18 protein-coding genes are annotated in these 26,527 nt (G+C 73.3%); 12 read left to right on the forward strand and 6 right to left on the reverse strand.

All coding sequences use genetic code 11. The features are described from left to right. Nucleotides 1-14 precede the first annotated feature (14 nt). The 7 genes from ACIBTS_RS02435 to ACIBTS_RS02465 all read left to right on the forward strand — a co-directional run bounded on the left by ACIBTS_RS02435 (nucleotide 15) and on the right by ACIBTS_RS02465 (nucleotide 16,032). On the forward strand, nucleotides 15-6,986 hold the full coding sequence (locus ACIBTS_RS02435; protein ID WP_399315963.1) for an SDR family oxidoreductase: 6,972 nt from the start codon (nucleotides 15-17) through the stop codon (nucleotides 6,984-6,986). 80 nt (nucleotides 6,987-7,066) lie between these two features. After that, a complete protein-coding gene (locus ACIBTS_RS02440; RefSeq protein WP_399315964.1) occupies nucleotides 7,067-11,563 on the forward strand; it encodes a beta-ketoacyl synthase N-terminal-like domain-containing protein in 4,497 nt (1,498 codons plus the stop codon). After that, nucleotides 11,560-11,886 carry an acyl carrier protein gene (locus tag ACIBTS_RS02445; protein WP_099935434.1) on the forward strand — a complete coding sequence of 109 codons (327 nt, stop codon included), beginning with the start codon at nucleotides 11,560-11,562 and terminating at the stop codon, nucleotides 11,884-11,886. The genes ACIBTS_RS02440 and ACIBTS_RS02445 overlap by 4 nt, the downstream gene beginning before the upstream one ends. Nucleotides 11,887-11,889: 3 nt before the next feature. Continuing rightward, complete coding sequence (locus ACIBTS_RS02450; RefSeq protein ID WP_399315965.1) at nucleotides 11,890-12,705, forward strand: alpha/beta fold hydrolase; 816 nt, start codon at nucleotides 11,890-11,892, stop codon at nucleotides 12,703-12,705. Next, nucleotides 12,702-13,898, forward strand: a complete 1,197-nt coding sequence (locus tag ACIBTS_RS02455; RefSeq protein ID WP_399315966.1) for a glycosyltransferase — start codon at nucleotides 12,702-12,704, stop codon at nucleotides 13,896-13,898. The genes ACIBTS_RS02450 and ACIBTS_RS02455 overlap by 4 nt, the downstream gene beginning before the upstream one ends. Next, nucleotides 13,895-14,980 (forward strand): class I SAM-dependent methyltransferase, encoded by a 1,086-nt coding sequence (locus ACIBTS_RS02460; RefSeq protein WP_399315967.1) that lies wholly within the window; start codon nucleotides 13,895-13,897, stop codon nucleotides 14,978-14,980. The genes ACIBTS_RS02455 and ACIBTS_RS02460 overlap by 4 nt, the downstream gene beginning before the upstream one ends. 101 nt (nucleotides 14,981-15,081) lie before the next feature. Continuing rightward, on the forward strand, nucleotides 15,082-16,032 hold the full coding sequence (locus tag ACIBTS_RS02465; protein WP_399315968.1) for an alpha/beta hydrolase fold domain-containing protein: 951 nt from the start codon (nucleotides 15,082-15,084) through the stop codon (nucleotides 16,030-16,032). A 23-nt stretch (nucleotides 16,033-16,055) separates the two neighbouring features. On the opposite strand, the gene ACIBTS_RS02470 is transcribed toward ACIBTS_RS02465, so the two are convergent. Next, nucleotides 16,056-16,202, reverse strand: coding sequence for an alpha/beta fold hydrolase (locus ACIBTS_RS02470; RefSeq protein WP_399315969.1), 147 nt, complete (start codon nucleotides 16,200-16,202; stop codon nucleotides 16,056-16,058). A gap of 68 nt (nucleotides 16,203-16,270) precedes the next feature. Then, nucleotides 16,271-17,272 (reverse strand): LacI family DNA-binding transcriptional regulator, encoded by a 1,002-nt coding sequence (locus ACIBTS_RS02475; RefSeq protein ID WP_399315970.1) that lies wholly within the window; start codon nucleotides 17,270-17,272, stop codon nucleotides 16,271-16,273. Between the two features lie 121 nt (nucleotides 17,273-17,393). On the opposite strand from ACIBTS_RS02475, the gene ACIBTS_RS02480 reads away from it, so the two are divergent. Both ACIBTS_RS02480 and ACIBTS_RS02485 read left to right on the forward strand, forming a co-directional pair. Then, nucleotides 17,394-18,551, forward strand: coding sequence for a Gfo/Idh/MocA family protein (locus tag ACIBTS_RS02480; protein WP_399315971.1), 1,158 nt, complete (start codon nucleotides 17,394-17,396; stop codon nucleotides 18,549-18,551). A gap of 147 nt (nucleotides 18,552-18,698) precedes the next feature. Then, nucleotides 18,699-19,367 (forward strand): hypothetical protein, encoded by a 669-nt coding sequence (locus ACIBTS_RS02485; protein ID WP_319674488.1) that lies wholly within the window; start codon nucleotides 18,699-18,701, stop codon nucleotides 19,365-19,367. An 81-nt stretch (nucleotides 19,368-19,448) separates the two neighbouring features. On the opposite strand, the gene ACIBTS_RS02490 is transcribed toward ACIBTS_RS02485, so the two are convergent. Continuing rightward, on the reverse strand, nucleotides 19,449-20,483 hold the full coding sequence (locus ACIBTS_RS02490) for a LacI family DNA-binding transcriptional regulator (protein ID WP_399315972.1): 1,035 nt from the start codon (nucleotides 20,481-20,483) through the stop codon (nucleotides 19,449-19,451). 142 nt (nucleotides 20,484-20,625) lie between these two features. Between ACIBTS_RS02490 and ACIBTS_RS02495 the strand changes: the two genes are divergently transcribed. From ACIBTS_RS02495 to ACIBTS_RS02505, 3 genes are all read left to right on the forward strand, one after another. Beyond that, nucleotides 20,626-21,804 (forward strand): phytanoyl-CoA dioxygenase family protein, encoded by a 1,179-nt coding sequence (locus ACIBTS_RS02495; protein ID WP_399315973.1) that lies wholly within the window; start codon nucleotides 20,626-20,628, stop codon nucleotides 21,802-21,804. 15 nt (nucleotides 21,805-21,819) lie between these two features. After that, the gene (locus ACIBTS_RS02500; RefSeq protein ID WP_319674491.1) at nucleotides 21,820-22,596 is read left to right on the forward strand and encodes an SDR family oxidoreductase; all 777 of its coding nucleotides are present in this window, start codon (nucleotides 21,820-21,822) and stop codon (nucleotides 22,594-22,596) included. A gap of 61 nt (nucleotides 22,597-22,657) precedes the next feature. Continuing rightward, a complete protein-coding gene (locus ACIBTS_RS02505) occupies nucleotides 22,658-23,662 on the forward strand; it encodes a Gfo/Idh/MocA family oxidoreductase (RefSeq protein ID WP_319674492.1) in 1,005 nt (334 codons plus the stop codon). 286 nt (nucleotides 23,663-23,948) lie between these two features. Here ACIBTS_RS02505 and ACIBTS_RS02510 read toward each other — a convergent pair whose 3' ends face one another. The 3 genes from ACIBTS_RS02510 to ACIBTS_RS02520 all read right to left on the reverse strand — a co-directional run bounded on the left by ACIBTS_RS02510 (nucleotide 23,949) and on the right by ACIBTS_RS02520 (nucleotide 26,526). Beyond that, the gene (locus ACIBTS_RS02510) at nucleotides 23,949-24,182 is read right to left on the reverse strand and encodes a hypothetical protein (RefSeq protein WP_399315974.1); all 234 of its coding nucleotides are present in this window, start codon (nucleotides 24,180-24,182) and stop codon (nucleotides 23,949-23,951) included. Between the two features lie 48 nt (nucleotides 24,183-24,230). Further along, nucleotides 24,231-25,481 carry a serine hydrolase domain-containing protein gene (locus ACIBTS_RS02515; protein WP_399315975.1) on the reverse strand — a complete coding sequence of 417 codons (1,251 nt, stop codon included), beginning with the start codon at nucleotides 25,479-25,481 and terminating at the stop codon, nucleotides 24,231-24,233. A gap of 142 nt (nucleotides 25,482-25,623) precedes the next feature. Next, a complete protein-coding gene (locus ACIBTS_RS02520) occupies nucleotides 25,624-26,526 on the reverse strand; it encodes a sugar phosphate isomerase/epimerase family protein (RefSeq protein ID WP_399315976.1) in 903 nt (300 codons plus the stop codon). Nucleotide 26,527 lies beyond the last annotated feature (1 nt).

Below are 26,527 nucleotides of genomic sequence, written 5' to 3' on the forward strand. Positions count from 1 at the left end.
TGATTCGGAGAATCATGACGTCCGCTGTGCGCTCCGAGGACATGATCATCGGCATCACTCCTTTCGGCGAACCCGATGCCGGGCTCGCCCTGGCGGTCGGCCGGGCCGGCGGTCTCGGTGTACTCGACCTGGGCTCCGGCGACCGAAGAACCCGCGAGGCCCTCGCCCGCCTGCACAGAGCGTCGCCGGGCGGCTTCGGCGTCCGGGTCGGCGCATCCTGTCGGCTCACCCCCGCCGACCTGGGCCCCGACGACCCGCACACCGTCGTACTGACCGCGGACGCCGTGGAGTCGCCGACCGGCGCGGACTCCGCCGTCCCGTGGTCGATCGCCGGCCTCGCGGCGCGCCACCGCGTGCTGGTCGAGGTCACCGACCTGGCCGGCGCCCGGCACGCCGTGCGCGCCGGAGCGCACGGCCTGATCGCTCGCGGCGCCGAATGCGGCGGCCGGATCGGCGAGTTGAGCACCTTCGTGCTGCTCCAGCAGCTGCTCGCCGCGCCCGAAATGACCCTGCCGGTGTGGGCGTGCGGAGGCATCGGCCCGCGTACGGCCGCCGCCGCGGTGGCCGGCGGGGCGGCCGGTGTCGTCCTGGACAGCCAGCTCGCGCTGCTCGCCGAGTCGGCGCTGCCCGAGCCGGCCGCCGCGGCGCTGCGCACTCTGGACGGCTCGGAGACCGTCGTCCTGGCAGGTCATCGCGTTCTGCTGCGGCGCGGCCCGGACGCCCCGCGTCTCGCGGAGGGCGCCGGCCCGCAGGCGGTGGCGGCACTGCTCGGCGCGCAGGACCCGCGCACCCAGCTGCTCCCGGTGGGCCAGGACGGTTTCCTCGCCGCCCGGTTCGCCGAACTCTGGGGCGACGTACGGCGGACGGTGCGCGGGCTGCGGGACGCGGTCCTGGACGCCGTGGGCGACGACGCAGCGGCGCGGGCGCTGGGGGCCGAGTCGCCGATGAGCCGGGCGCTCGGGACCCGGCTCCCCGTAGCGCAGGGGCCGATGACGCGGGTGAGCGACGGGGCCGCGTTCGCCGCGGCGGTGGCGGCGGACGGGGCGCTGCCGTTCGTCGCGCTGGCGCTGGCGGACGGCGCGCGGACGCGGGAGATGCTGGCCGAGACCCGGGACGCGGTGGCCGGCCGGCCCTGGGGCGTGGGCGTGCTCGGCTTCGCGCCGGAGGACGTGCGCACCGCCCAGCTGGAGGCCGTACGGGAGCTGCGGCCGACGCACGCGATCATCGCGGGCGGACGGCCCTCCCAGGCGCAGGCGCTGGAGCGGGACGGCATCCGGACGTTCCTGCACGTGCCGTCGCCGGGGCTGCTGTGGCAGTTCCTGGAAGCCGGGGCGCGCCGGTTCGTGTTCGAGGGCTCGGAGTGCGGCGGGCACGTCGGACCGCGCGGCAGCTTTCCCCTCTGGGAAGCTCAACTGGCCGTCCTGGCCGACTACTTGGACGGCGTCGACGCGACGGACGTCGAGGTGTTCTTCGCGGGCGGAGTGCACGACGAGCGGTCGGCTGCGATGGTCGCCGCGCTCGCCGCGCCGCTGACCGCGCGCGGAGCGGCCGTCGGCCTGCTGATGGGAACCGCGTACCTGTTCACCGAGGAGGCGGTGGCGCACGGCGCGATCCGTCCGCTGTTCCAGCGGCAGGTCATGGCCGCCGAGCGCACCACGCTCCTGGAGTCGGCGCCGGGTCACGCCACACGGTGTGTGCCGAGTCCGTTCGCCGCCGGCTACCGCGACCAGGAGGCGCGGTTGCGTGCCGAGGGCGTGCCGGACCGGCGGATCTGGGAGGAGCTGGAGCGGCTCAACGTCGGCCGGCTGCGCCTCGCCAGCAAAGGCGTCACCCGGGACTCCGACGGCTTGCTCGCCCCCGTCGACGAGCAACGTCAGCTCGCCGAGGGGATGTTCATGGCCGGGGAGGTGGCCGTGCTGCGTTCGGCGACCACGACGCTCGCGGCGCTGCATGCGTCGGTGACGGCAGGTGCGGTCGAGCATCTCGGCCTGCGGGCGGCCGAGTTGGGCCTGGAGAGGGAGGTGCGGGAGCCGGCGGCCCCGGCCCCGCTGGACATCGCCGTGGTCGGCATGGCCTGCATGTTCCCGCAGGCACCCGACCTGCCGACCTTCTGGGCGAACGTCGTCGGGGGCGTGGACGCGGTCGGCGAGGTCCCGGCCGACCGCTGGGATCCGGCCGTGCACCACGGCGAGTCGACGCCGTCCAAGTGGGGCGGCTTCCTGCCCCGCATCCCCTTCGACCCGCTGCGCTACGGCATCCCGCCCGCCTCCCTCGGCAGCGTCGAGCCGGTGCAGCTGCTGTCCCTGGAGGCGGCCCGGCGGGCCCTGGAGGACGCCGGATACGGCGACGGGGGAAGGGAGTTCGACCGCTCCCGCACGTCCGTGGTCTTCGGCGCGGAGGCGGGCAGCGACCTGTCGAACGCGGCCACGCTGCGAGCCGTGCTGCCCTCGTACTACGGCCACGTCCCGGCCGCCCTGGACGACCAGCTTCCGCGGCTCACCGAGGACTCCTTCCCCGGCATGCTCGCCAACGTCATCTCCGGGCGGATCGCCAACCGGCTCGACCTCGGCGGCGCCAACTTCACCGTCGACGCCGCCTGCGCCTCCTCGCTGGCCGCGGTGGACGTCGCCTGCAAGGAGCTGGTCGGGGGCACGTCCGACGTGGTGCTGTGCGGTGGCGCCGACCTGCACAACGGCATCAACGACTACGCCCTCTTCTCCTCCGTGCACGCCCTGTCCCCGACCGGCCGCTCCCGTGCCTTCGACGGCTCGGCGGACGGCATCGCGCTCGGCGAGGGCGTCGCCTGCGTCGTCCTCAAGCGCCTCGCGGACGCCGAACGCGACGGCGACCGGATCTACGGCGTCATCAAGGGCCTCGGCTCCTCCAGCGACGGCCGCTCGCTCGGCCTCACCGCCCCCAGGCCCGAGGGCCAGCGCTCGGCCCTGGAGCGGGCCTACCGCAACGCGGGCGTCTCCCCGGCCGACGTCGGGCTCATCGAAGCGCACGGCACCGGGACGGTGGTCGGCGACCGCACCGAACTCCGCATCCTCAGCGAGGTGTTCGACGAGGCGGGGGCGCAGCCGGGCGGCTGTGTGATCGGCTCGGTGAAGTCGCAGATCGGGCACACCAAGTGCGCCGCCGGACTCGCCGGACTGATCAAGAGCCTGCTGGCCCTGCACACGGGCGTCAGGCCGCCCACGCTGCACGTCGAGACCCCCAACCCGGCCTGGGACGCGGACAGCAGCCCCTTCGCCTTCCACAAGGAGGCCCGGCCCTGGGCCGCGCCCCCGCAGGAACGGCTCGCCGGGGTGAGCGCGTTCGGCTTCGGCGGCACCAACTTCCATGTGGTGCTGAGCGCTTACGCCGACGGGGTGCCGCCGGTGCGCGGACTGGACGCCTGGCCCGCCGAACTGTTCGTCTTCCGCGGGCGGGACGAGGCCACGACCCGCCGTGCGATGGAGGAGCTCCTCAAGGCCGCGCAGGCGCAGGGCGGGCCGTGGCGCCTGCGGGACCTGGCGCTCGGCGCCGCGCGACGCTCGGACGCGAGCGCGGATCCGGCACGGGTCGCGCTGGTGGCGACGGACGTGGACGACCTGACCGCGAAGCTGCGAGGGGCGCTCGCCGACCCCGCCGACCCCGCCGACCCCGCCGAACCCGCTCGCGCGCGGGGGATCCACCGGGCGGGGCCCGACGATCCCTGCGACGGCAAGGTCGCCTTCCTCTTCCCCGGCCAGGGCAGCCAGCGCACCGGCATGCTCGGCGAGCTGTTCGTCGCCTTCCCGGAACTGCGCCCCTACCTGGAGCTCGGCCGCGCCCACGCCGACGCCCTGTACCCACCGGCCGCCTTCGACGACGCGGCAGGCGACCGGCAGCAGGCCGCGCTGACCGACACCCGCGTGGCACAGCCCGCCCTGGGCATCGCGGGCCTCGCCGCACACGCCGTGCTCACCGCGGCCGGGGTACGGCCGGACATGGCCGCCGGGCACAGCTACGGCGAACTGGTCGCCCTGTGCGCGGCCGGCGCACTGACCCCGGAGACCCTTGTGGACCTGAGCGGGGAGCGGGCAACGGCCATCCTCGAAGCAGCCGGGGTCAAAACCGCCGGCGAGCCGGACGGGTCCAGGGGCGGGGATGGCGGGGCCATGGCTGCGGTCGCGGCCGGGGCCAAGGAGGTGTCGCAGGTGCTGAAGACGGGGGCCGCGCCGGACTCCGTGGTCGTCGCCAACCGCAACTCACCTACACAGACGGTGATTTCGGGACCGTCCGACGCCGTCACCGAGACCGTGCAGCTCCTGCGCGCGGCCGGTCTGGGGGCCAAGCGCATCCCGGTCGCCTGCGCCTTCCACAGCCCGCTGGTCGCGGGCGCCGCCGACCGGTTCGCCGAAGCGCTCGCGGCCCGGCCGGTACACGCGCCCGAGTTCCCGGTGTGGTCCAACCGCACGGCCACCCCCTACCCCGCCGACGCGGACGCGGTACGGGCCGAACTCGCCGCCCAGATCGGCGCGCCGGTCGCCTTCGTCGAGCAGATCGAGGCGATGTACGAGGCAGGGGCGCGCATCTTCGTCGAGGCCGGCCCCGGGTCGGTGCTGACCCGGCTGGTCGGGCAGATCCTCGGCGACCGCCCGCACCGCGCGATCGCCTGCGAGCCGCGCCCCGGCGGCGGACTGCAGGGCTGGCTCGACGCCCTGGCCCGGCTCGCCGTCGCGGGGCTGCCGGTGCGCAGCGGATGGCTGCTGCGCGGCCGGGACGCGGTGGACGCCGTCCGCACCCCAGTGCCGAAGCGGCCCGGCTGGACGGTCGACGGACAGCTGGTCCGCACCGCCGCCGGCGCCCTCCTCCCCGGTGCGCTCGCACCGGCCCGACGAGTCGTGGACCCCGTCGAAAGGACCGTGACGACTGTGACGACGAACCCCCCGCACGGCGTCCCCTCCGACCGGGACGCGCTGATCTGCGAGTTCCTGCGCACCAGCCGGGAGATGATCGCCGCCCAACGGGACGTGCTGCTCACCTACTTCGGATCCACCCCGGGCGCGCAGCTCGCGGCACCCGTGGTGGTGACCCCGCAGGTCATCGAGGCTGTGCCGCAACTCCCCGCGGCACATCCCGAGACGGCCACCCCCGCTCCCACCCCCGCCCCGAGCCCGGCGTCGGCTGCCGCCGAGCCCGCCGGGAACACGGACGTCCAGCAGCTCGTCCTGGAGATCATCAGCGAACGCACCGGCTATCCCATCGACATGATCGAGCCCGATCTCGACCTGGAGGCGGACCTCAGCATCGACTCCATCAAACGGGCCGAGATCGCCGGCGAGTTGGCCAAGCGACTGGGCGCCGGCTCCGACGCCGGCGCGGATCTGGCGTCGATGGACGACGACGAGCTGGAGGAGCTGACGAAGGCCCGCACCGCCGCTGCGGTGACCGACTGGCTGACGGCCCGACTGAGCGGACCGGCATCCGCACAGGCACCCGCACCCGCACCCGCACCCGCACCCGCACAGACACCGGCACCGGCGGAGGAGGTGACCGGAGAGCCGCCCAGGCGGCACGTGCTGCGGCCGGTCCTGCTCGACGAAGTCGCCGCCGCTTCGCCGACCGCCCTCTCCGGCACCCGCTGGACCCTCCTCGGGGACGCCCCCGAGGTCGCCGCCCGGCTGGTGTCGCACGGCGTCGACGTCGTCGTACGCGCCCGTGATCACGTTCTGGGGGAGGCGGACGGGCCGGTGGACGGCGTGCTGTACCTCGGCGCCCTTCCGGCCGCCGAGGACACGCCCGTCCTGCCCGACGCATTCCCGGTGCTGAAGGCGGCGCTGGCGCGCGGTCCGCGGTGGCTGCTGGCCGTCCGCGGCAGCGGCGACGAGACGCCCGACGCGCGGACCGCGGGGCTGCGCGGGCTGTTCCGTACCGTGGCGCGCGAGTATCCGCAGACCCTCGCCCGGCTCGTCGACCTCGCCGACGCCTCGCCGGCCGCCGTCGCGGACGCGGTGGTCGCGGAGGCCGTCGCAGCGGACCGTACCCCGGTCGTGCTGCGCACGGCGGGCGGCCGGCACGGCTTCGAGCTGGCGGAGGCACCGCTCGGCGCGCTCGGCAGCACGGGCGCCGGCCCGGCCGGGGACGGAGCCGCCGAGGCCGCCGCGCTCGGGCTGGACCGGGACTCTGTGGTGCTGCTGGCGGGCGGCGCGCGGGGCATCACCGCGCAGTTCGCCGCCGCGCTCGCCGGCGCCGCCCGCTGCCGCCTGGAGCTGCTCGGCCGTACCCCCGCGCCGGACGGCCCCGAGGACGCGGACACCGCCGCCGCGCGCACCCCGGCCGAACTGCGCGCGGCGCTCGCCGCCCGCGGCGGTCTGAAGCCGGCCGAGATCAACCGCGCCGCCGAACTCCTGCTGGCACAGCGGGAGATCACGGCGACGTTGAGCGAACTCGCCGCGCTGGGCAGCCGGGTGCGTTACCGCTCCGTCGACTTCCGGGAGCCCGAGGCGGTGCTCCAGGCGGTGAAGGAGATCCACGCCGAACACGGCCGGCTCGACGGGGTGGTCCACGCGGCCGGTGTGATCGAGGACCGGCTCGTCGCCGAGAAGAGCGCCGAGTCCTTCCAGCGGGTCTACGGCACGAAGGCGACCGGCGCGGACGCCCTGCTCACCGCGCTGGAGGAGCTGCCCGCGGCGCCCGCGTTCACCGTGCTGTTCGGCTCGATCTCCGCGGTGCTGGGCAACCGCGGCCAGGTGGACTACGCCGCCGCCAACGACGCGCTGGAGACCCTCGGCGCGGCCTTCGCCGCCCGCACGGGGCATCGTGCGGTGACCGTGCACTGGGGTCCGTGGGCGCCCGCGGCCGGTCACGCGGGCATGGTCGGAGTGGAGCTGGCGCGCGAGTACGCCCGGCGGGGCGTCCGGCTGATCGATCCCGAGGAGGGGACCGCGGCGCTGCTGCGGGAGCTCGCCTGGGGCGAGGAGTCGGCCACCGCCGTCGTCTACACCGCCTCCGGCTGGTGACGGCCCCGGTCACATCACCCCAACCGGATTACAGCTCCGATGGGTTGATGGTTCATCAAGTTCCGGTCGCCATCATTGGGATGGCGGTGCTGTTGCCGGGTGCCGCCGACCTGGACGCGTACTGGCGGAACCTGCGGGACGGCGTGGACGCGATCGGCGAGGTCCCGGACGGGCGCTGGGACGCGGAGTACTACCGTCCCGGCAGCGCGTCGGACCCGGCCGTCGCGGACCGGGTGTACGCGCGCCGCGGCGGGTTCGTGGACGCTCTGGCGGAGGTGGAGGTCACCCGGTTCGGGATCATGCCGAACTCGGTGGCCGGCACCGAGCCCGACCAGCTCATCGCCCTGCATGTGGCCTCGGCGGCCCTGGACGACGCGGGCGGCACGGACCGCCTCCCCGACCGAGGGCGCGTCGGCGTCGTTCTCGGCCGGGGCGGCTACCTCACCCCCGGCCTGGTCCGGCTGGACCAGCGGGTGCGCACGGCGGGCCAACTCATCCGTACGCTGGGCGAGTTGCTGCCCGATCTGACGGCCGATCAACTCCAGCGGGTGCGGACGGCGTTCACGGAGCGGCTTGGGCCGGACAGTCCCGAGTCCGCGATCGGCCTGGTGCCCAATCTCGCCGCCTCCCGGGTCGCCAACCGGCTGGATCTGCGCGGACCGGCGTACACCGTGGACGCGGCCTGCGCCTCGTCGCTGGTCGCCGTGGACCAGGCGGTGGGCGCCCTCGCGTCGGGGCGCTGCGACCTGATGCTCGCCGGGGGCGTCCACCACTGTCACGACATCACACTGTGGAGCGTCTTCTCCCAGCTCCGCGCCCTCTCCCCCAGCCAGCGCATCCGCCCCTTCCACCGGGACGCCGACGGCATCCTGATCGGTGAGGGGACGGGTGTCGTCGTCCTCAAGCGGCTGGCGGACGCCGAGCGCGACGGCGACCGGATCTACGCGGTGATCCGGGGCACCGCAGTGGCCAGCGACGGGCGGGCGGCCGGGCTGGTCAACCCCGATCCGGGTGGTCAGGCGCAGGCCGTGCGGCAGGCCTGGCGGGCCGCCGGGCTCGACCCGGCCGCGCCCGGCTCGATCGGGCTGCTGGAGGCGCACGGCACCGCGACTCCGGCGGGCGACGGCGCCGAACTCACCACGCTGGCCGAGGTGTTCGGGACCGGTGAGGGTGACGCGGTCCTGGGGTCGGTCAAGTCGATGATCGGGCACACCATGCCCGCCGCGGGAGTCGCCGGGCTGGTGAAGGCCGCGCTCGCCGTCCATCACCGCACCCTGCTCCCGACGCTGCACTGCGACGATCCGCACCCCGCCCTGGCCCGCACCCGGTTCCGCACCCTGGAGAAGGCCGCCGACTGGGAGAGCGCCGCCGGACAGCCCGTGCGCCGGGCCGCCGTCAACGCGTTCGGGTTCGGCGGGATCAACGCGCACGTGGTGCTGGAGGAGGCCCCTGGCGCCCGCGGGAACCGTACGACCGGCCCGGCCCGTCCGGGCCGTCCGGCCCGGACGGTCGTGGACGTCACCGAACCCGAGCGCGTCCTGCTGCTCGCCGCGGACTCCCCCACCCGCCTCGCCGCGCTCCTGGACATCGACGACAGCGCCGTACGGGCCGCCGGACTCGACCCCGGCCATTCGCACCCGGACGCGGGCCCGGCCCGGCTCGGCATCGTCGACCCGACCGCCAAGCGCCTCGCCCTGGCCCGCCGCACGATCGCGCGACAACGGTCCTGGCACGGCCGCAGCGACGTCTGGTTCCGGCCGAGCCCCCTGCTGGGCGCCGGCCACGGCAGGCTGGCGTTCCTGTTCCCCGGGCTGGAGGGCGACTTCACCCCCCAGGTCGACGACGTGGCAGCCCACTTCGGCCTGCCCACCCTCTCGCTCGACGGGGACCGGACCGGCGACGTGGGCAGGCACGGCTTCGGTGTCGTCGCCGTCGGTCGGCTCCTCGACACCGCGCTGCGCCGCAGCGGCATCGTGCCGGACGCGGTCGCCGGGCACAGCGTGGGCGAGTGGACGGCGATGGCGGCGGCCGGACTGTACGCCGGGGAGGAGGTCGACGCGTTCATGGCGGGCTTCGACCCGGACTCGGTGACGGTCCCCGGCCTCGCCTTCGGCGCGATCGGCGCGTCCGCCGAACAGGTCCTGGCCGCCCTGCGCGACGAGGGCCGGGCGGAGTCGGGCCTGGTGCTCTCGCACGACAACGCTCCCGGCCAGTCGATGGTGTGCGGCCCGGAGGCGGCGGTGGAGGACTTCGTGCGGGCCTTCCGCGCCCGGGGCGTCCTCAGCCAGGTGCTGCCGTTCCGGTCGGGCTTCCACACGCCGATGCTTCAGCCCCATCTCGGCCCGATCAAGGAGGCCGCCGACCGGTTCCGGCTGCGTCGGCCGCACACCCCGGTCTGGTCGGGGACGACGGCGGCGCCGTTCCCCGCGGACGAGGCGGGGATACGGTCCCTGTTCCTCCGGCACCTGCTGGAACCCGTCCGCTTCCGGCAGCTGGCCGAGGCCCTGTACGCGGCCGGCCACCGTGTGTACGTCCAGGTAGGCCCCGGTCAGCTCGGCTCCCTGGTCGGCGACACCCTGGGCGGCCACGACCACCTCGTCGTCGCCGCCAACTCACCCCACCGCACGGGCCTCGCCCAGCTCCGCCGGGTGGCCACTGCGCTGTGGACGGCGGGGGCGACGGTGGTGCCCTCCCTGACACCCGTCGGTCTCACCTCGGCTCAACGGCCGCCGGTGCGCCTGGACTTGGACGGATCGCTGGTGTCCCTCGCACCTCACGACCTCCCCGCACTGCGAGCCGAGCTGCGGGCCGAGCTGCGCGCCGCCCCCCCGGCCCGTACGGCGGACGTCGGCGGACCTTCGCCGCTGGACGCCCTCGTCGAACGCTCCCCGATGGCAGCCGAGTTGAGCGCCCTGCTCCGCGAGACGGCGGACACGGCCGCCGCCCTCATGACCACCAGGGCCTCAACTCCCGTACGGCCACGCCCGATCGGCCCGACGCACAGCACCGTCCGCGTCTCCCCCGACACCATGCCCTACCTTCTGGACCACTGTTTCTTCCCCCAGCGGCCCGGCTGGCCCGACGTCGCCGACCGGTGGCCGGTCGTCCCGGCGACGACGATCGTGCAGCACATCGTGGACGCGGCGCTGGACGCGACCCGGGAGTCGTCCCCCGGCAGGGTGCCGGTCGCCGTGCACGGCGCGCGGTTCGAGGAGTGGCTCACCGCCACCCCCGCCGTCGACGTACCGGTGACCGTGACCCCACAGGGCCCCGAGAACCCGGACCGTCTGGCCGTCTCCTTCGGTCCCCGGGCCCGCGCCACCGTGGAACTCGCCGCGGAGTATCCCGCCCCGTCCCCCGCCCCGTGGCCCACCGATCCCGGCGCCGAGCGCATCCCGGAGCACACCGCCGCCCAGCTGTACGCCGAGCGCTGGATGTTCCACGGCCCGGCGTTCCAGGGCGTCACCGAGCTCACCGCGATCGGCGACCGCCACGTCCGGGGAGTCATCACCACCCCGCCCGCGCCCGGCGCGCTGCTGGACAACGTCGGCCAGATCCTCGGCTACTGGATCATGGCGACCCGCACGGAGCGGACGGTCGTGTTCCCGGTCGGGATGCGGGAGTTGCGGTTCCACGGGCCGCATCCGACGCCGGGGACCGAGGTGGGCTGCCTGGTGCGGATCACGGACCTCACCGACACGTTCCTGGAGGCCGACGTCCAGCTGACGGTCGGCGGCACGGTGTGGGCGGAGCTGCACGGCTGGCAGGACCGCCGCTTCGACAACGACCCCACGACCAGGCCGGTCGAGCGGTTCCCGGAGCTCCACACCCTGTCCGAGACCCGGCCGGGCGGCTGGCAGCTGCTGCACGAGCGGTGGCCGGACCTGGCGTCCCGCGAGCTGATCATGCGCAACTCCCTCGGCGGCGTGGAGCGCGCGCAGTACGCGGAGCACGCGCCGCGCGGGCGCCGGCAGTGGCTGCTGGGCCGGATCGCGGTCAAGGACGCGGTCCGGCAGTGGCTGTGGGACCAGGGCGAGGGCCCGGTCTTCCCGGCAGAGCTGCGGGTGCACAACGACGAGGCGGGCCGCCCGTACGTCACCGGCGTGCACGGCCGTGTCCTGCCCGCGCTGGACGTGTCGCTCGCCCACTGCGCGGAGGCGGGCGTCGCGATCGTCCGGCCGCACACTCCGGGCCCCGGATGCGGGATCGACATCGAGGAGGTCACCCACCGCACCCCGCAGACCGTCGCCGCCGCGCTCGGACCGGACGAACTGCGCCTCCTGCGCACCCTGTTGGAGCAGAGCGGCGAATCCGAGGCGCTGTGGTTCGCCCGTTTCTGGGCGGCGAAGGAGGCTGTCGCCAAGGCGGAGGGAACCGGATTCAGCGGCAGACCACGGGACTTCACGGTCCTCGACGTGACCCCGGCCGGCGACCGGCTGACCGTCGCGGGCCGCCTGGCACCCGCCTACACCGTGCACTGCGCCCCGGCCGCCAACCCGCCCCGGCTGCCCGACCGTTCGTACGCGGTCGCTTGGACGACGGGACACCCGACCCCGAAGGAGCACGACGCCCGATGACTTCCCCCACCCCCCACACCTCCGTCACCGCCGACGAAGAGGCCGTCCTCGCCGACCTCACCGGCATGCTCGCGCGACTCCTGGAGGACGAGTACGGCCTCGACGACGTCGAGATCGGCATGCGGACGACCTTCAACCGCGACCTGGAGCTGGAGAGCATCGACCTGGTCACCCTGGCCGGTCTGCTCCAGGAGCGGTACGGGGACCGGGTCAACTTCGCCGAGTTCCTGGCCGGCATGGAGTTCGACGAGATCATCGAGCTGACCGTCGGCCGACTCGTCGAGTACGTCGTGACGAGCCTGAAGGGCGCGGGGGCGAGCTGAGCCATGGCGATGGTCGACACCGGCACCGTCCGGTTGCACGTACAGCGGATCGGCCCCCGGGAGGGCCGGCCGGCCACCGCCACCGTGGTGCTGGTGCACGGTCTGCTCACCGACAGCCTGGCCAGCTACTACTTCACCGTCGCGCCCGCGTTCGCGGCCGCCGGCCTCGACGTCGTCATGTACGACCTGCGCGGCCACGGACGCAGCGAACGCCCCGCCACCGGCTACACGTTGGACGACAGCGTCGACGACCTGGAGGCGCTGCTCGACCGCCTGGCGGTGCCCGGCCCGGTGCATCTCGTCGGCAACTCCTACGGCGGCACGATCGCGTTCGGCTACGCGGCCCGGCATCCCGAGCGGGCGGCGAGCGTCAGCCTCATCGAGTCCGAACCGGCCACCGCCGCCTGGGCGGTGAAGCTCGGCGGGATCCTGGACCGGGTCGTGACGCAGCTCGCGCACAACGAGCCGGACGCGATCGCCTGGATCAGCGCGAACCGCAGCCACAACACCGCCCGCCTGGCGAAGGGCGCGGCCCGGCTCGCCCGCGAGACCAGCCTCGGCCGGGACATCCCGGCCAGCCAGGTACTGACGGAGGATCAGATCGCGTTGGTGCGCTGCCCGGTGCTGGGCCTGTACGGCGGCGACTCCGACCTCGCCGCACTCGCGCCCTGGTTCCAGGCGGTGCTGCCGGACTGCCGGACCGTGGTGATCCCGGGGCACGAGCACTCGGTTCTCGTGGAGGCCTCGGGGACGGTCGGCGGGCACATCCTGCACCTGGTCGAGGAGGCCGGGCGGGTGGCGGCGGAGGTGGCCGGGTGAGCCGATTCCTTTTCGTCGTCCCGCCGTTGACCGGGCACATCAATCCGACCGTCGGCGTCGCCGCCGAACTCGCCGCGCACGGGCACCTGGTGGCGTGGGTCTGCCCCGATCCGGAGCTGGTGGGCCGGCTCGCGGGTCCCGGGGCCGTGGCGGTCTTCGCATGTGCCGGGACCCCGCGAGGTGAGCGGCCGGCCGGCCTGCGCGGTCCGGAGGCTCTGAAGTTCCTGTGGGAGTGGTACCTGCTCCCGCTGGCCCGGGCCATGGCGCCGGGGGTGCGGGCGGCCGTCGAGGCGTTCCGGCCGGACGTGGTCGTCGCCGACCAGCAGGCCTTCGCCGGCGCGCTGGTCGCGGAGCGGCTGGGGCTGCCCTGGGCGACCTCGGCGACCACGTCGGCCGAGTTCACCGACCCCCTCGCCGGGCTGCCCAAGGTCAGTCAGTGGCTGGCGGAGCGGCTGGCCGAACTCCGGGCCGCTGTCGGGGATCCGGCGGGCACCGCCGACCCCCGCTTCTCCCCACAGCTCGTCCTCGCCTTCAGCACACCGGAGTTGGCGGGCGCCTCGCACTCCGGGGTCCGCTGGGTCGGTCCGTCGATCACTGCCCGCCCGTCCGCCGCCGGCTTCCCCTGGGCGTGGCTCGACCCCGGCCGGGTCACCGTGCTGGTCACGCTCGGCACCGCGAACACCGACGTCGGCGGCCGGTTCCTCGACACGTGCCGCAGCGCACTGCGGGAGCGGGCCGACCGGGTGCAGGGGGTGATCGTCGATCCCGGCGGCACGCTGTCGCCGCACGGCAACGACAGCGGCAACGGCAACGGCAACGGCGACGACAAGGACGTGCTGATCGTGCCGTCCGTGCCCCAACTCGACCTGCTGGAACGGGGAGTCGGCGCCGTGGTCTGCCACGCGGGGCACAACAGCGTGTGCGAGGCGCTGTGGCACGGGGTACCGCTCGTCGTGGCTCCCATCCGCGACGACCAGCCGGTGGTGGCCGGGCAGGTCGTGGACGCGGGGGCCGGGGTACGGGTGCGGTTCGGCCGGGTCACCGCGCAGAAGCTGGGCGCGGCGCTGGACGCCGTCCTGGACGACCCCGCCCACTCCGCGGCGGCCGAGCGGATCCGTACGGCGTTCCGCGCCGCGGGCGGCGCCTCCGCCGCCGCGGCCCATCTCGACGGACTGGCCAGGGAGTTCAGATGAGCGAGAAGAGCCAAGACACCGAACCCACCGCGGCCGCCGAGCGCATCGCGGCGCTGCGCCCCGGCTACCAGGCGGACATCGCGGCCGGCCTGGACCGCTTCTTCGAACCCCGCAGCACCGTCTGTCCCTGGTGCGGCTCGGACGAGCTGACCACCCGGCTGCGCACCACCGACCTGCTCCAGCACAAGCCGGGCCGTTTCGTCCTGGACCTCTGCGCGGCCTGCGGGCACACCTTCCAGAACCCTCGACTCAGCGCAAAGGGCCTGGAGTTCTACTACCGGGACTTCTACGACGGGCTCGGCGAGAAGAAGCTCGGCGACACCTTCGGCAGCCGGACGAAGATGTACCGCGGGCGGGCCGAGTCGATGCTGCCGCACGACCCCGAGCCGAAGACCTGGCTGGACGTCGGCACCGGACACGGTCACTTCTGCGCGGTCGCCCGGGAGGTGCTGCCCGGGACCACGTTCGACGGGCTCGACTTCACCGACGGCGTCGAACTCGCGCAGCGGGAAGGCCGGGTGGAGCACGGCTACCGGGGCAGTTTCCCCGACCTCGCGCCCGGGCTGGCCGCCGGCTACGACGTGGTGAGCATGTTCCACTACCTGGAGCACAGCACCGACCCCGACCGTGAGCTGCGCGCCGCACGCGAGACGGTCCGCCCCGGCGGCCATCTGCTGATCGAGGTGCCGGACCCCGAGAGCCGCTACGCCCGTCTCCTCGGCCGCTGGTGGCTGCCCTGGCTCCAGCCGCAGCACCTGCACTTCGTGCCAGTGGCCAACCTGCGGGAACGGCTCGCGAGGCTGGGCTTCACGGTGGTGGCGGAGCAGCACGCCGAGCCGCACGACCCGGTCGATCTGCTGGCCGCCGCCTGGCTGGCGCTGGACCACGCCGCGCCCCGCGACGACGCGCCCTGGCTGCCCGAGCGGCCGGGCGCTCTGCGCCGCACGCTGCGCGCGGCCCTGCTCCTCGCCGGGATCCCGGCGCTGATCGCGGGCACCCTGCTCGACCGGTTCGCGGTGCGGCCGGTGTCGCACCGGCTGGGCGTGTCCAACGCGTACCGGATCGTCGCCAGACGGGACTGACGGGGTGGGTGTGCACGCGGGTGCCGCCGTGCTAGCTTCACCCTGTTTCCATCGACAGGAATCCTGGCGATCGACGGTACGGCACGACGAACGGAACCCGCATGTCCATCATGGCCAGACCCGCGGTGGCCGCCCGCGCCGCCACGACGATGCAGGGCCTCAACCGGCTGGCGAGCCGACGCTCCGGCGGCCCCGGCTCCACGGCCGCCTGGCAGGCCCGCCTGCCCGAATACCCGCGCGACGTGCGGCAGTTGACGATCCCGACATCCGTCGCCCCGGCCCCGGTCACGGTGTACGCACCGCCCACCGGGACGGCGACGTGCCCTTGCGTGCACATCAACTTCCATGGCGGCGGCTTCGTCATCTCGATGCCGGAGATGGACGACGCGCTGTGCCGGCTGCTCGCCGTGGAGGCGGGGGTGGTCGTGGTCAACGTCAAGTACGTCGTCGCCCCGCAGTACCCGTTCCCGGCGCCGACCACGCAGGCGTACGACGTCGTGCGGTGGGTCGCCGAGCACGGCGCCGAGCAGGGCTGGGACGGCGGGCGGCTCACCGTGGGCGGGCAGAGCGCGGGCGGCGCGCTCGCCGCGGCCGTGGCCCGGCAGGCCCTGGAGCAGGGCGGTCCGTCGCTCGCGCTCCAGGTGCTGCACTATCCCCCGCTGGATCTCACGACCCCCGCCAGAGACAAGAAGGCCGCCGTCGCCAAGCCGATGCTGCGCCCCTGGATGGGGGAGATCTTCGACTCCTCCTATGTGCCGGATCCCCGCGAGCGCGCCCACCGGCTCGTCTCGCCCGCGGGCGCCGCGGACACCGCCGACCTGAACGGCATCGCCCCGGCCCTGGTGATCACGGCCCACGACGACCTGCTCAGGAACGAGGCGACACGGTACGCCGAGCGGCTCGACGCCGCAGGCTCCCTCGTCGCACTCCACGACGTCGCCGGAGCCGACCACGGCTACGACGCCAAGGACGACGTAAAGGCCCGCGCCACCTACCACCTGATCGCCCGTCACCTCAGGCAGGCCACGGAACCCGAGGCGCCCGACGCCTGATGCCGGACGCCTGACGCGCTCGTTCAGCGCACCGACGCCGTGGCCGCCTCCGCGACGATCTCGGCGACCACGGCCGGCTGCTCGACGAGGAGAAGGTGCCCGGCGTCGGCGACGGTGACCATGCGGACGTGCGGGCAGGCCTGCTCGTTCCAGCGAAACAAGATTGTCAACAATTTTGTCCGCCGTATCGGGCGCACGGGAGTCCCCCGCGCGTGTGGGAGGGGGAGGGGGCGGGCGCTCAGTCCCCGAGCGGGGACGCCGTCGTACCCCTGATCTCCAGCACGGGCGGGGCCAGCCGCACGCGTCCCGCTCCCCCATGCCCCTCGAACCGGTCCAGGAGGCAGCGGGCGGCCCGGCGTCCGACCTCGTGGCCGGCGTTGTCGACCGTGGTCAGCCAGAGGTGCCGCAGCCGGGACGTGCTCGTGTTGTCGTAGCCGACCACGGACAGGTCCCGGGGGACCCGCAGGCCCATCTCCTCGGCCGCCGAGAGGGCGCCGACGCAGGCGATGTCGTTGACGGCGAACACGGCCGTGGGCCGGTCCGGACGGCTCAGCAGCCGTACGGCGGCCCGGTGGCCGCCCTCCTCGGTCATGTCGCTGAGCTCGACCATGGCCTCGCCCGCCCCGTGCGCCCGCAGCGCCGCCTCGAAACTGCGCCGGCGCAGCTCGCCGACCGCGCCGTAGCCCGCGACGTGCGCGATCCGGCGGTGCCCCAGCCCCAGGAGGTGCTCGGCGACCAGTCGCGCGCCCTGCTCGTCGTCGCCCGCGACCACGTCGACCCCGGCCGGGACGGGCTCCCGGGCGCCGGCGACGACGACCGGGATCCGCTCGGCGACCTCGCCCAGCGCCGCCGGGTCGGGCAGCGTCCCCACCACGACCAGGCCGTCGGCGCCGAGTTCGAGGAAGGGACCGGCCGGGTCCTGCCCGACGCGGCGGTTCAGCCGGGCGTCCGCGAGCAACATGTGCAGACCGGCGGCGTGCAGCAGCGAGTTGAGGCCGTCCAGGAGATCGACGTACCAGGGGTTGCGCAGGTCGTGCAGGAGGACGCCGATCGTGCGGGTGCGCTGCTCGCTGAGGCTGCGCGCGGCCGCGTTGGGCCGGTAACCCAGCTCGCGAACAGCCCGCAGGACGGCCTCCCGCTTCTCGGCGCGCACCTGACCTGAGCCGCGCAGCACCAGGGAGACCAGCGACTTGGACACTCCGGCCCGTTCGGCGACGTCACGGATGGTCGGCGGCCTCATGAGGTGGACCGTTCCATGTCACTGACCGCTTGTCAAAGGATCCGGAAAGCCTTGACACCCTCGGCAGACCGCCTTCAGGGTGGCCTGGACAGTAAATGGACCGGTCCAAAGAGGGGCTGTCATGGTGGATTCGCTCGGTGTCGCCGTCGTCGGGTTCGGCTGGATGGGCCGGGTGCACACCCAGGCGTACGCCCGCGTCCGGCACCACTATCCGCGGCTGGCCCTGCGTGCGGAGCTCGTGACCGTCGCCGAGGAGGTGCCGGGCCGGGCGGAGGAGGCCGCCGACCAGTTCGGCTTCGCCGCCACCACCCGGGACTGGCGCGAGGTGGCCGCCGACCCCCGGGTGCGGGCCGTGAGCATCACCGCGCCGAACTTCCTGCACCGCGAGATCGGTGTCGCGATGGCCGAGGCCGGCAAGCACATCTGGATCGAGAAGCCGGTGGGCCTCACCCCGGGGGACGCCCGGGCCGTGGCGGACGCGGTGGCCAAGGCCGGCGTCCAGGGCACGGTCGGCTTCAACTACCGCAACGCGCCCGCCGTGGAGACGGCCCGCGACCTGATCGCCTCCGGTGACCTCGGCACGGTCACCCATGTCCGCATCCGCCTCTTCAGCGACTACGCGGCCCACCCGGACGGCGCCCTGACCTGGCGGTACGAGCGGGAGCGTGGTGGCAGCGGAGTACTGGGCGACCTGGCCTCGCACGGCGTCGACCTGGCCCGCTTCCTGCTCGGCGACATCACGTCCCTGACGGCCGACACCGCGGTCTTCGTGCCCGAGCGGGCCCGCCCGACCGGGGCGACGGCGGGCCACAGCCGCGCCGCCGGCGGCGAGCTCGGCCCGGTCGAGAACGAGGACTACGTCAACTGTCTGCTGCGCTTCGCCTCCGGCGCGCGGGGTGTGCTGGAGGCCTGCCGGGTCTCGGTCGGTGAGCAGAACAACTACGGCTTCGAGGTGCACGGCACCAAGGGCGCGGTGTTCTGGGACTTCAGGAGGATGAACGAACTGGGCGTCAGCCGTGGCACGACGTACCAGGACCAGCCGGTCAGCACGGTGTACGTCGGGCCGGGCGACGGCGAGTTCGGCGCGTTCCAGCCGGGCGCGGCGAACGCCATGGGCTACGACGACCTGAAGGTCGTGGAGGCGTACCGCTTCCTTCGGTCGATCGCCGAGGGCGCCCCGCACGGGGCGACGCTCGCGGACGCGGTGCACAGCGCGACCGTGCTGGAGGCGATGACCCACTCCGCCCGGAGCGGCTCCTGGATGGACGTCCACCCGTAGGGGTGGCCCTGGGAACACCCCCGGTCCGGTCCTCAGGCCCAGGGACCGCGCGCCCCGGAGACGGCAGGCTTCAAGGGTCGGCGAGCAAGCGCACGAACACCCGGACGCCGACACCGATTCCGCCACACCGAGAACTCGGGGGACCCCATGTCCGAAGTCATCGCCCGCCGACTGACCGGCCTCGCGGCCGTCGTCGCCGCGGTCGCCCTCATCGTCCAGGTGCCGCTGTACTTCGTCTACGACGGCCCGCCGCCGGACGGCAACGTGCTGTCCCGGCTGCTCATCGGGATCGTCGCGCTGGCCTGCCTGGTGGTGTTCGTGACGGCGTTCCGCGAACTGGTGCGGCGGGTCGACCCCGCCCATGAGTGGGTCGGCTCGATCGCCCTCTCCACCGGCCTCGTCTACGCCACCGTCACCCTGGTCTCGATGGGCCTGGAGGCCGGCGCGGTCATCGCCGTCGACCATCCGATCGACCCGACCATCGACGTCAGCGGCACCTACATCCTGTACGGGTCGATCTCCCGCCTCATGCTGGCGCTGTTCCTGACCGCCCTCGGGTACGCCGTCTCCCGGACCCGCCTGCTGCCGCGCTGGACCGGCCGCTCGGCATACGTCCTGGCCGGGATCAACCTGGCGTTCGTGCCGTCGCTGTTCTTCGGCAACGACCCCGCGTTCTTCTACGCGGCGAACGGCTGGGGCACGACCGCGCTGATGGGGGCCGTCCTCAGCTACTGGCTGCTGGCCGTGGGCGTCTCGACGTACCGCAGCGCGGCCCGCGTCACCCCGACGGTCGAGTCCCCGGCACTGCGGCACTGAGCAGAGCGGCACTGAGCAGACCAGCACCGCACAGAGCAGCACCGCGCAGTGCACAGCCCGCGCCCCAGGGGGCGGCCCGCGTCAGCCGGCCGCCGCCTGGGGCGGCATGTTGTACGGGGTGACCACCTGGATCGCCGACGGCAGCAGGGGCCCGGCCGGCGGCAGCGCGCCGTGGGCCCGCATCACCGTGTGGCAGGCCTCGCGCACATCGTGGCGCAGGTCGTGGTGGAGGACGGCGGACAGCCGGTGCTCGCGCAGCAGCCGCGTGTTGTCGTGGTCGAGGTCATGTGCGACGAACACCGCGCACTCCCGGCCGAGGTCGGCGAAGGCGCGCAGGGCCGCGATGTTGCCGCCGCCGATGGAGTAGACGGCGCGGATGTCCGGATCGCGGTCCAGCGCGGCCCGGACGAGGTCGTACTGGGTGGCGTCCAGCCCCTGTCCCTCGGTGATCTCGACGAGTGCGCGCTCGGGATGACGGGCCCGCATCACGCTGCGGAAGCCCATCTCGCGCTCCTCCTCGTTGCGGAAGAACCCGCTGCTCAGGCTGGTGAGCACATTGCCGGGCCGGTCGCCGAGCCACTGGCCCATGAGGTAGGCGGCGGTGGCGCCTGCGGCCCGGTCGTCGATGCCGACGTAGGCGAGGCGGGCGCTGGCGGGCAGGTCCGTGACGAGGGTGACGACCGGGATGCCGGCGGCGACCAGCCGGCCGACGGCGGCGGTGATCTCGGGGACGTCCGGGGCCTTCAGGATCACTCCCTGGGAACCGCGCCGGGCTATCCGGTCCAGGGTCGCGACCTGCTCCTGGACCGGGCCGGTCTCCCGGAAGTGGAAGCGGGAGCGCAGCACGGCCGGGTGCAGGGACGGCAGCTCGGCCTCCAGGGCGGCCCGGACGGCGGTGGTGAAGCGTTCCGGCGCCTGCATCACGATGTCGATCATGAAGGTGCGGCCGACGAGTCGGACCTGGGTGCGCTGACGGTCGAGGTCGGCGATGGCCCGCTGGACCTCCTGCGCGGTGGACTGGCGCACTCCTCCCCTGCCGTTGAGGACCCGGTCGACGGTGGCCTCGCTGAGACCCGCCTGACGTGCGATCTCACGGATGGGGAAGGGGTGGCCCACGGAAGGCTCCTGGGAGGTCTGCCGGACGGTTCGCCGGAAGGTCTGCTTGAGGGGTTTTTGATGGCTGTCTGCTGGTTGCTCGATGGTTTTGTCATGACAAGAATGGCAGCGCTGAGCCGCCATTGTCATCGAAGGGACAAGGATGTCCTTCACCTCCGCGCAGGGCCATGCCGGGGACCGCGTCTGGCTGACCGAGCAGGACTGCGACCTCGACGTCTTCCGTCCGCTCGTCGAGCGCGAGACCGACCCCGCCGACTTCCCGCACGCCACTGCCGTCGAGAAGAACGTCCTCGTCTACGACAGTGAGCGGCTGCGCGCCGGCAGAGCGGACCGTGCGGTGCGCGCCGAGCTGGTGCGGGCCCTGACCGACGGCCCCGGTGTCGTCGTCTTCCGGGGCGCCTTCCCCGATCCGGCGGTCGTCGACCGGGCCAGCACCGTCTTCGACGCCCTCATCGCCGAGCAGCATGCCTCGGGTGCGACGGCCGGCGACCACTTCGCGAAGCCCGGCGCCAACGACCGCGTCTGGAACGCCCTGGAGAAGGCCGCCCTGTACGACCCGGAGGCATTCGCCGAGTACTACGCCAACGACGTCCTCGCACTGGTCTCCCGATCCTGGCTCGGCCCCGGCTACCAGGTGACCTCCCAGGTCAACGTGGTGAACCCGGGCGGCGCTGCGCAGCGCCCGCACCGCGACTACCACCTCGGGTTCCTCTCCGACGACGCGGCCGCCGCCTATCCGGCGCACGTCCACCGGCTCTCCCCGGTGCTCACGCTCCAGGGTGCGGTCGCGCACTGCGACATGCCGGTGGAGTCCGGTCCCACGCTGTACCTGCCGTACTCGCAGACCTTCGAGCCCGGCTATCTGGCGTGGCGGCTGCCGCAGTTCCAGGAGTACTTCGACGGGCACCACGTCCAACTGCCCCTGGCGAAGGGCGACGCGGCCTTCTTCAACCCGGCCGTCCTGCACGCCGCCGGCACCAACCGCACCGCCGACGTACGCCGGATGGCCAACCTGCTCCAGGTGTCCTCGGCCTTCGGGCGGGCGATGGAGACCGTGGACCGGGAGGCGGTCGCGAACGCGGTCTTCCCCGTGCTGCTGAAGCGCCGGGCACAGGGCGTCGGCGAGGAGTGGCTGGAGCACGTGATCGCGGCGAGCGCCGAGGGCTACCCCTTCCCCACCAACCTCGACAGCGACCCGCCCGTCGACGGCCTGGCCCCGCCCTCGCAGGCGGACGTGGTCCGGCGTGCGGTGCGCGAGGAGTGGACCCCGCAGGCGCTCCGCGACGAACTGCGGGCCGGCGCCATGCGGCGCACCAGCTGAAAGGAACCTCTGCACATGGGACTTCTCGACGACAAGGTCGTCCTCGTCAACGGCGGCAGCCAGGGCGTCGGCGCGGCCATCGCACGGGCCGCGGTCCGTGAGGGCGCGCTCGTCGCCGTCACCGGACGGCGACCGGAACCGGGCGAGGCGCTGGTGGCGGAGCTGACCGCCGCGGGCGGCAAGGCGCTCTTCGTGCGGGCCGACCTGGCGGACGCCGAGCAGGCGAAGACGTCGGTGGCCGAGACGGTCGCCGCGTACGGCCGGGTCGACTGCCTGGTGAACTCGGCCGGGCTCACGTCACGGGGGACGCTCCTCGACACCACGCCCGAGCTGTTCGACCAGCACATCGCGATCAACCTGAAGGCGCCGTTCTTCGCCATGCAGGCGGCGGTGGCGGACATGCTGGCCCGCGAGGCGCCCGGCACGATCGTCAACATCATCACCTCCTCGGCGCACGGCGGTCAGCCGTTCCTCGCGCCGTACGTCGCCGCCAAGGCCGGCCTGGTCGGTCTGACCCGCAACGCCGCGCACGCCCACCGCTTCGACCGGGTCCGGATCAACGGCCTGAACATCGGCTGGACGGCCACCGAGGGCGAGGACGCGACCCAGAGGTCCTTCCACGGCGCCGGCGACGACTGGCGCGAGCAGGCCGCCGCCCGGCTGCCCATGGGCAAGCTGGGCCAGCCGGACGAGATCGCCGACTTCGTGGTCTTCCTGCTGTCCGACCGGTCGGGCGTGGTCACCGGTTCGGTGATCGACTGGGACCAGAACGTGCTCGGCGGGCTCGACTAGACCCGCTTCTCCCCCGTCCCCCTGTATGCCTCTGTACGACTCGCTAGGAGCTGTGACCCCCATGCGCATCGGAATCCTCGGCCTCGGCCGCATCGGCGCCTTCCACGCCGAGACCCTCTTTGGACTCGACGCCGTCGAGTCGCTCGTCGTCGCCGACCCGTTCGCGGAGGCCGCCAAGAACGCGGCCGAGCGGTTCGGCGCCGAGGTCGCGGACTCCCCCGAGGCCGTGCTGGCCGCCGGCGTGGACGGTGTGGTGATCGCCGCGGCGACCGACGCCCACCCGGGTCTGATCCTGGCCGCCGTGGAGGCGGGCGTCCCCGTCTTCTGCGAGAAGCCCGTCGCCAGGACGATGAGCGAGGGCGTGGCCGTCCTCAAGGCCGTCCAGGGTTCCGCCGTCCCCATCCAGATCGGCTACAACCGCCGCTTCGACGCGGGCTTCGTCGCCGCGCGGGCTGCGGTGCAGGCCGGCGAACTGGGCAAGCTGCACACGGTCCGCTCGACCACGCTGGACCCGGCCCCGCCGCCCGCCGCGTACATCGCCGCGTCCGGGGGCATCTTCCGGGACTGTTCCGTGCACGACTTCGACATCATCCGCTGGGTCACGGGCCGCGAGGTGACCGAGGTGTACGCGGTCGGCGGCAACCGGGGCGCCGACTACATCAAGGAGGCGGGCGACGCCGACACCACCGGCGCGATCCTCACCCTCGACGACGGCACGATCGCCGTGGTCTCCAACTCCCGCCACAACGCCCGCGGTTACGACGTGCGGATGGAGATCCACGGGTTCGCGGACTCGATCGCCGTGGGCCTGGAGGACAAGCTGCCGCTGCGCTCGGTGGAGCCCGGGGTGACCTTCCCGGCCGGCACCCCGCACGACTTCTTCATGGACCGCTTCACCGCCGCCTACCGCGCCGAACTGACCGCGTTCACCGAGGTCGTGGCCGGCTCCCGCCCCTCTCCCTGCACGATCGAGGACGCTCTGGAGGCGGGCTGGATCGCGGACGCCTGCACGCTGTCCCTGCACGAGCACCGGCCCGTGACGATCGCGGAGGTGCGGGCCTCCTGAGCCCGTGGCGAAGGGCGAGCGGGGCACGCTGTTCCCGGTCGCCCTTCGCCACGCTCACCGGCCGTGGCGAACGGCTCTCACAGGCCTTGACGCCCTCGCCTGCGTAAACGCAGGCGATTCCGGTCAGCACCGCTACGCGGTGCTCCCTCGGGTTCCTGCTTCACAAGCCTCTGCCACCCGGAGGTGGTCTTACAAGGCCTCCACAGGCCTGACTTCCCGCCCGTCCGGCGGTAGGTCCGCCAACTACGTTGTCGGACAAGGCGACTTTAGCAATGGCGCTGCGCCCCTACGGGCCGCCGGGGCGAGGATGCCCTACACCTCCACCCTGAAGGGTGGAGCACTGGGCAAGTGTTTGGTAGCGAACGGCCACTTCGTCGGGGTCGTAGTGGTCGCGCGACGGGTCCTTCGGCAGGGCGGGCTGTTCCTCCACCATGTCCTCCGGGCTGATCCGCTCCGGCAGCGCGCCGAACCGGGCCCGGCGCCGGGCCTCCGTGGTGTCGGGCTTGTCGTCCTCGTGCATCTCACCCTCCCCTTTCCCGCACCACACCTTGCACCTGTCCGAACGTTCTCAGTGCGCCGCCGGTTCCGCCGGCAGGTTGAAGACGTGGTTCGGGGAGACGATCGTCGTGATCGCGTCGCCGAACACGGTGCTCGGCTCCTCGTTCTTGTAGTTGATGTCGGTGTTCAGCACGACGACGATGGTCGCCCGCGCCGACGGCAGATAGATCGTCAGCGTCTCGTAGCCGGGCAGCGAACCGTTGTGGCCGATCCAGCCCTGCACGTTGAAGATGCCTAGACCGTATCCGGCGCCCGGGATGGGCGTGGCCGGTGTGATCAGGCGCTGCTTCTGGGTGGCGGCGCTGACCATCCGGTGGCCGTCGGGCAGGACGCCGGTGGCCACGGTGCGCGCCCAGATCCGCAGGTCGTCCAGTGTGGAGATCATCGCGCCGGCCGCCCAGCCCCAGGAGGGGTTCCAGTCGGCCGAGTCCTCGACCTTCCCGGTCGCGGTCTGGTTCGTGTAGCCCTGGGAGTGCGGGGTCGGGAACTCGTTGCCGGTCGGGAACAGGGTGTCGTGCAACCCGGCGGGATCCAGAATGTGGTCGTGGATGTAGTCGTTGAGATGCGCGCCGCTCATCCTCTCGACGACCAGGCCGAGCAGGATCAGGTTGGTGTTGCAGTAGTAGAACTTCTCGCCCGGCTGGAACAGCACGGGGTGCTTGAAGGAGTAGTCGAGCAACTGCTGCGGAGTGAACGGCCGCTTGGGATCGGTCGTCAGGGCCTTGTAGAAGCCCGGGTCGGCGGAGTAGTTGAACAGTCCGCTGCGCATGCCGGCCAGCTGCCGCAGGGTGATCCTGTCGCCGTTCGGCACGCCGTCGATGTACTTGCCGATGGGGTCGTCGAGGCCGATCTTCCCCTCGTCGACCAGCTGCAGGAGCGCCGTGACGGTGAACGTCTTGGTCTCGCTGCCGATCCGTACAAAGAGGTCCGGAGTCATCTTCTGGCCGGTGCTCTTGTCGCGGACGCCGAAGGACTTCACGTAATGACCCTTGTCGGGCGTCCAGATGCCGACGCTCACCCCGGGCACGTTCGCCTGCTTCATGACCCGCTGGACGGCCGCGTCGACCTGCTGCCGCACGGCGGGGGTGAGTTCGACGACGCCGTCCCCGGAAGAGGACGGCGAGGGTGGTTCGGCGGCTGTGGCGCTCTCGGCGGGCGAGGACGGCAGCGCCGTCGCCCCGCCCGCGGTCGGCACCACCAACGCCCCCACCGTGGCAGCGACGACGATCCCCCGGCGCAGTCGCATGTACGGGTGTGTCATGGGCCCTCTCCCGCATGAGGAGGTTGCGCCGCACAGCCGCACCAAGGGGCACGGGCCGCATGCGGCCCATCACCACCACCATACGAGCGCGGGCGCGCCGCCGCCTGTCGGCGACGGCACGACGCGCCTGGTCAGCGACCGCTCACGCCCCGCAGGACCGCAGGAACTTCCGGGTGCGCACGGCGATCGGCAGCGGGGCGTCCGGCTCGCACGGGTACATGTCCTGCTCGACGATCGCGAACAGCTCCACGCCCAGCCGCTGCGCCGCGACCAGGACCGGCTCCAACTCCGGTACACCGGACGGCGGTTCGCACATCACCCCGCGCTGGACGGCGGGCCCGAACGGCACCCCGTCGCGGACGACGTCGGCGAGGATCTCCGGGTCGACCTGCTTGAGGTGGAGGTAGCCGATGCGTTCGCCGTAGGTCTCGATCAACTGGACGCTGTCGCCGCCGCAGTAGGCGTAGTGACCGGTGTCCAGGCAGAGGTTGACCAGTTCGCTGTCGGTGGAGTCGAGGAAGCGTTCCACGTGGGGCTCGGTGTCGAGGTGCGTGTCGGCGTGCGGATGGACGACGAGGTCCAGGCCGTACGTCTCCTTCACCTCGTGGCCGAGCCGCTCCATGCCCTTGGTGAGATGGGCCCACTGTTCGCCCGTCAGCTCCGGCGGCTCCAGGATCTCGGCCGTCTTGTCGTCCCGCCAGAAGGACGGGATGACGACGAGATGCCGGGCGCCCATCGCCTGGGTGAGCGCGGCCACCTCGCTGACGTGCGACCAGGTGGACTCCCACACGGACGGGCCGCGGTGCAGGCCGGTGAAGACCGTGCCCGCCGAGACGCTCAACCCCCGCCTGGCCACCTCGTCGGTGAGACGCGCCGGGTCGGTCGGCAGATAGCCGTAGGGGCCGAGTTCGATCCAGGAGTAGCCGGCCTCGGCGACCTCGTCCAGGAAGCGTTCCCAGGGCACCTGTCGGGGGTCGTCGGGGAACCACACGCCCCAGGAGTCGGGGGCCGAGCCGATGCGGATGCGGTCGAGAGCCTGTCCCATG

The sequence above is a fragment of the Streptomyces sp. NPDC050121 genome (assembly GCF_044460385.1).
GTDB lineage: Bacteria > Actinomycetota > Actinomycetes > Streptomycetales > Streptomycetaceae > Streptomyces > Streptomyces soliscabiei.

Coding starts and splice junctions, on each gene's coding strand:
- ACIBTS_RS02435 (WP_399315963.1), top strand. CDS start 15: ATGACGTCCGCTGTGCGCTCCGAGGACATGATCATCGGCATCACTCCT.
- ACIBTS_RS02440 (WP_399315964.1), top strand. CDS start 7,067: ATGGCGGTGCTGTTGCCGGGTGCCGCCGACCTGGACGCGTACTGGCGG.
- ACIBTS_RS02445 (WP_099935434.1), top strand. CDS start 11,560: ATGACTTCCCCCACCCCCCACACCTCCGTCACCGCCGACGAAGAGGCC.
- ACIBTS_RS02450 (WP_399315965.1), top strand. CDS start 11,890: ATGGCGATGGTCGACACCGGCACCGTCCGGTTGCACGTACAGCGGATC.
- ACIBTS_RS02460 (WP_399315967.1), top strand. CDS start 13,895: ATGAGCGAGAAGAGCCAAGACACCGAACCCACCGCGGCCGCCGAGCGC.
- ACIBTS_RS02465 (WP_399315968.1), top strand. CDS start 15,082: ATGTCCATCATGGCCAGACCCGCGGTGGCCGCCCGCGCCGCCACGACG.
- ACIBTS_RS02475 (WP_399315970.1), bottom strand. CDS start 17,272: ATGAGGCCGCCGACCATCCGTGACGTCGCCGAACGGGCCGGAGTGTCC.
- ACIBTS_RS02480 (WP_399315971.1), top strand. CDS start 17,394: ATGGTGGATTCGCTCGGTGTCGCCGTCGTCGGGTTCGGCTGGATGGGC.
- ACIBTS_RS02485 (WP_319674488.1), top strand. CDS start 18,699: ATGTCCGAAGTCATCGCCCGCCGACTGACCGGCCTCGCGGCCGTCGTC.
- ACIBTS_RS02495 (WP_399315973.1), top strand. CDS start 20,626: ATGTCCTTCACCTCCGCGCAGGGCCATGCCGGGGACCGCGTCTGGCTG.
- ACIBTS_RS02500 (WP_319674491.1), top strand. CDS start 21,820: ATGGGACTTCTCGACGACAAGGTCGTCCTCGTCAACGGCGGCAGCCAG.
- ACIBTS_RS02505 (WP_319674492.1), top strand. CDS start 22,658: ATGCGCATCGGAATCCTCGGCCTCGGCCGCATCGGCGCCTTCCACGCC.
- ACIBTS_RS02510 (WP_399315974.1), bottom strand. CDS start 24,182: ATGCACGAGGACGACAAGCCCGACACCACGGAGGCCCGGCGCCGGGCC.
- ACIBTS_RS02515 (WP_399315975.1), bottom strand. CDS start 25,481: ATGACACACCCGTACATGCGACTGCGCCGGGGGATCGTCGTCGCTGCC.
- ACIBTS_RS02520 (WP_399315976.1), bottom strand. CDS start 26,526: ATGGGACAGGCTCTCGACCGCATCCGCATCGGCTCGGCCCCCGACTCC.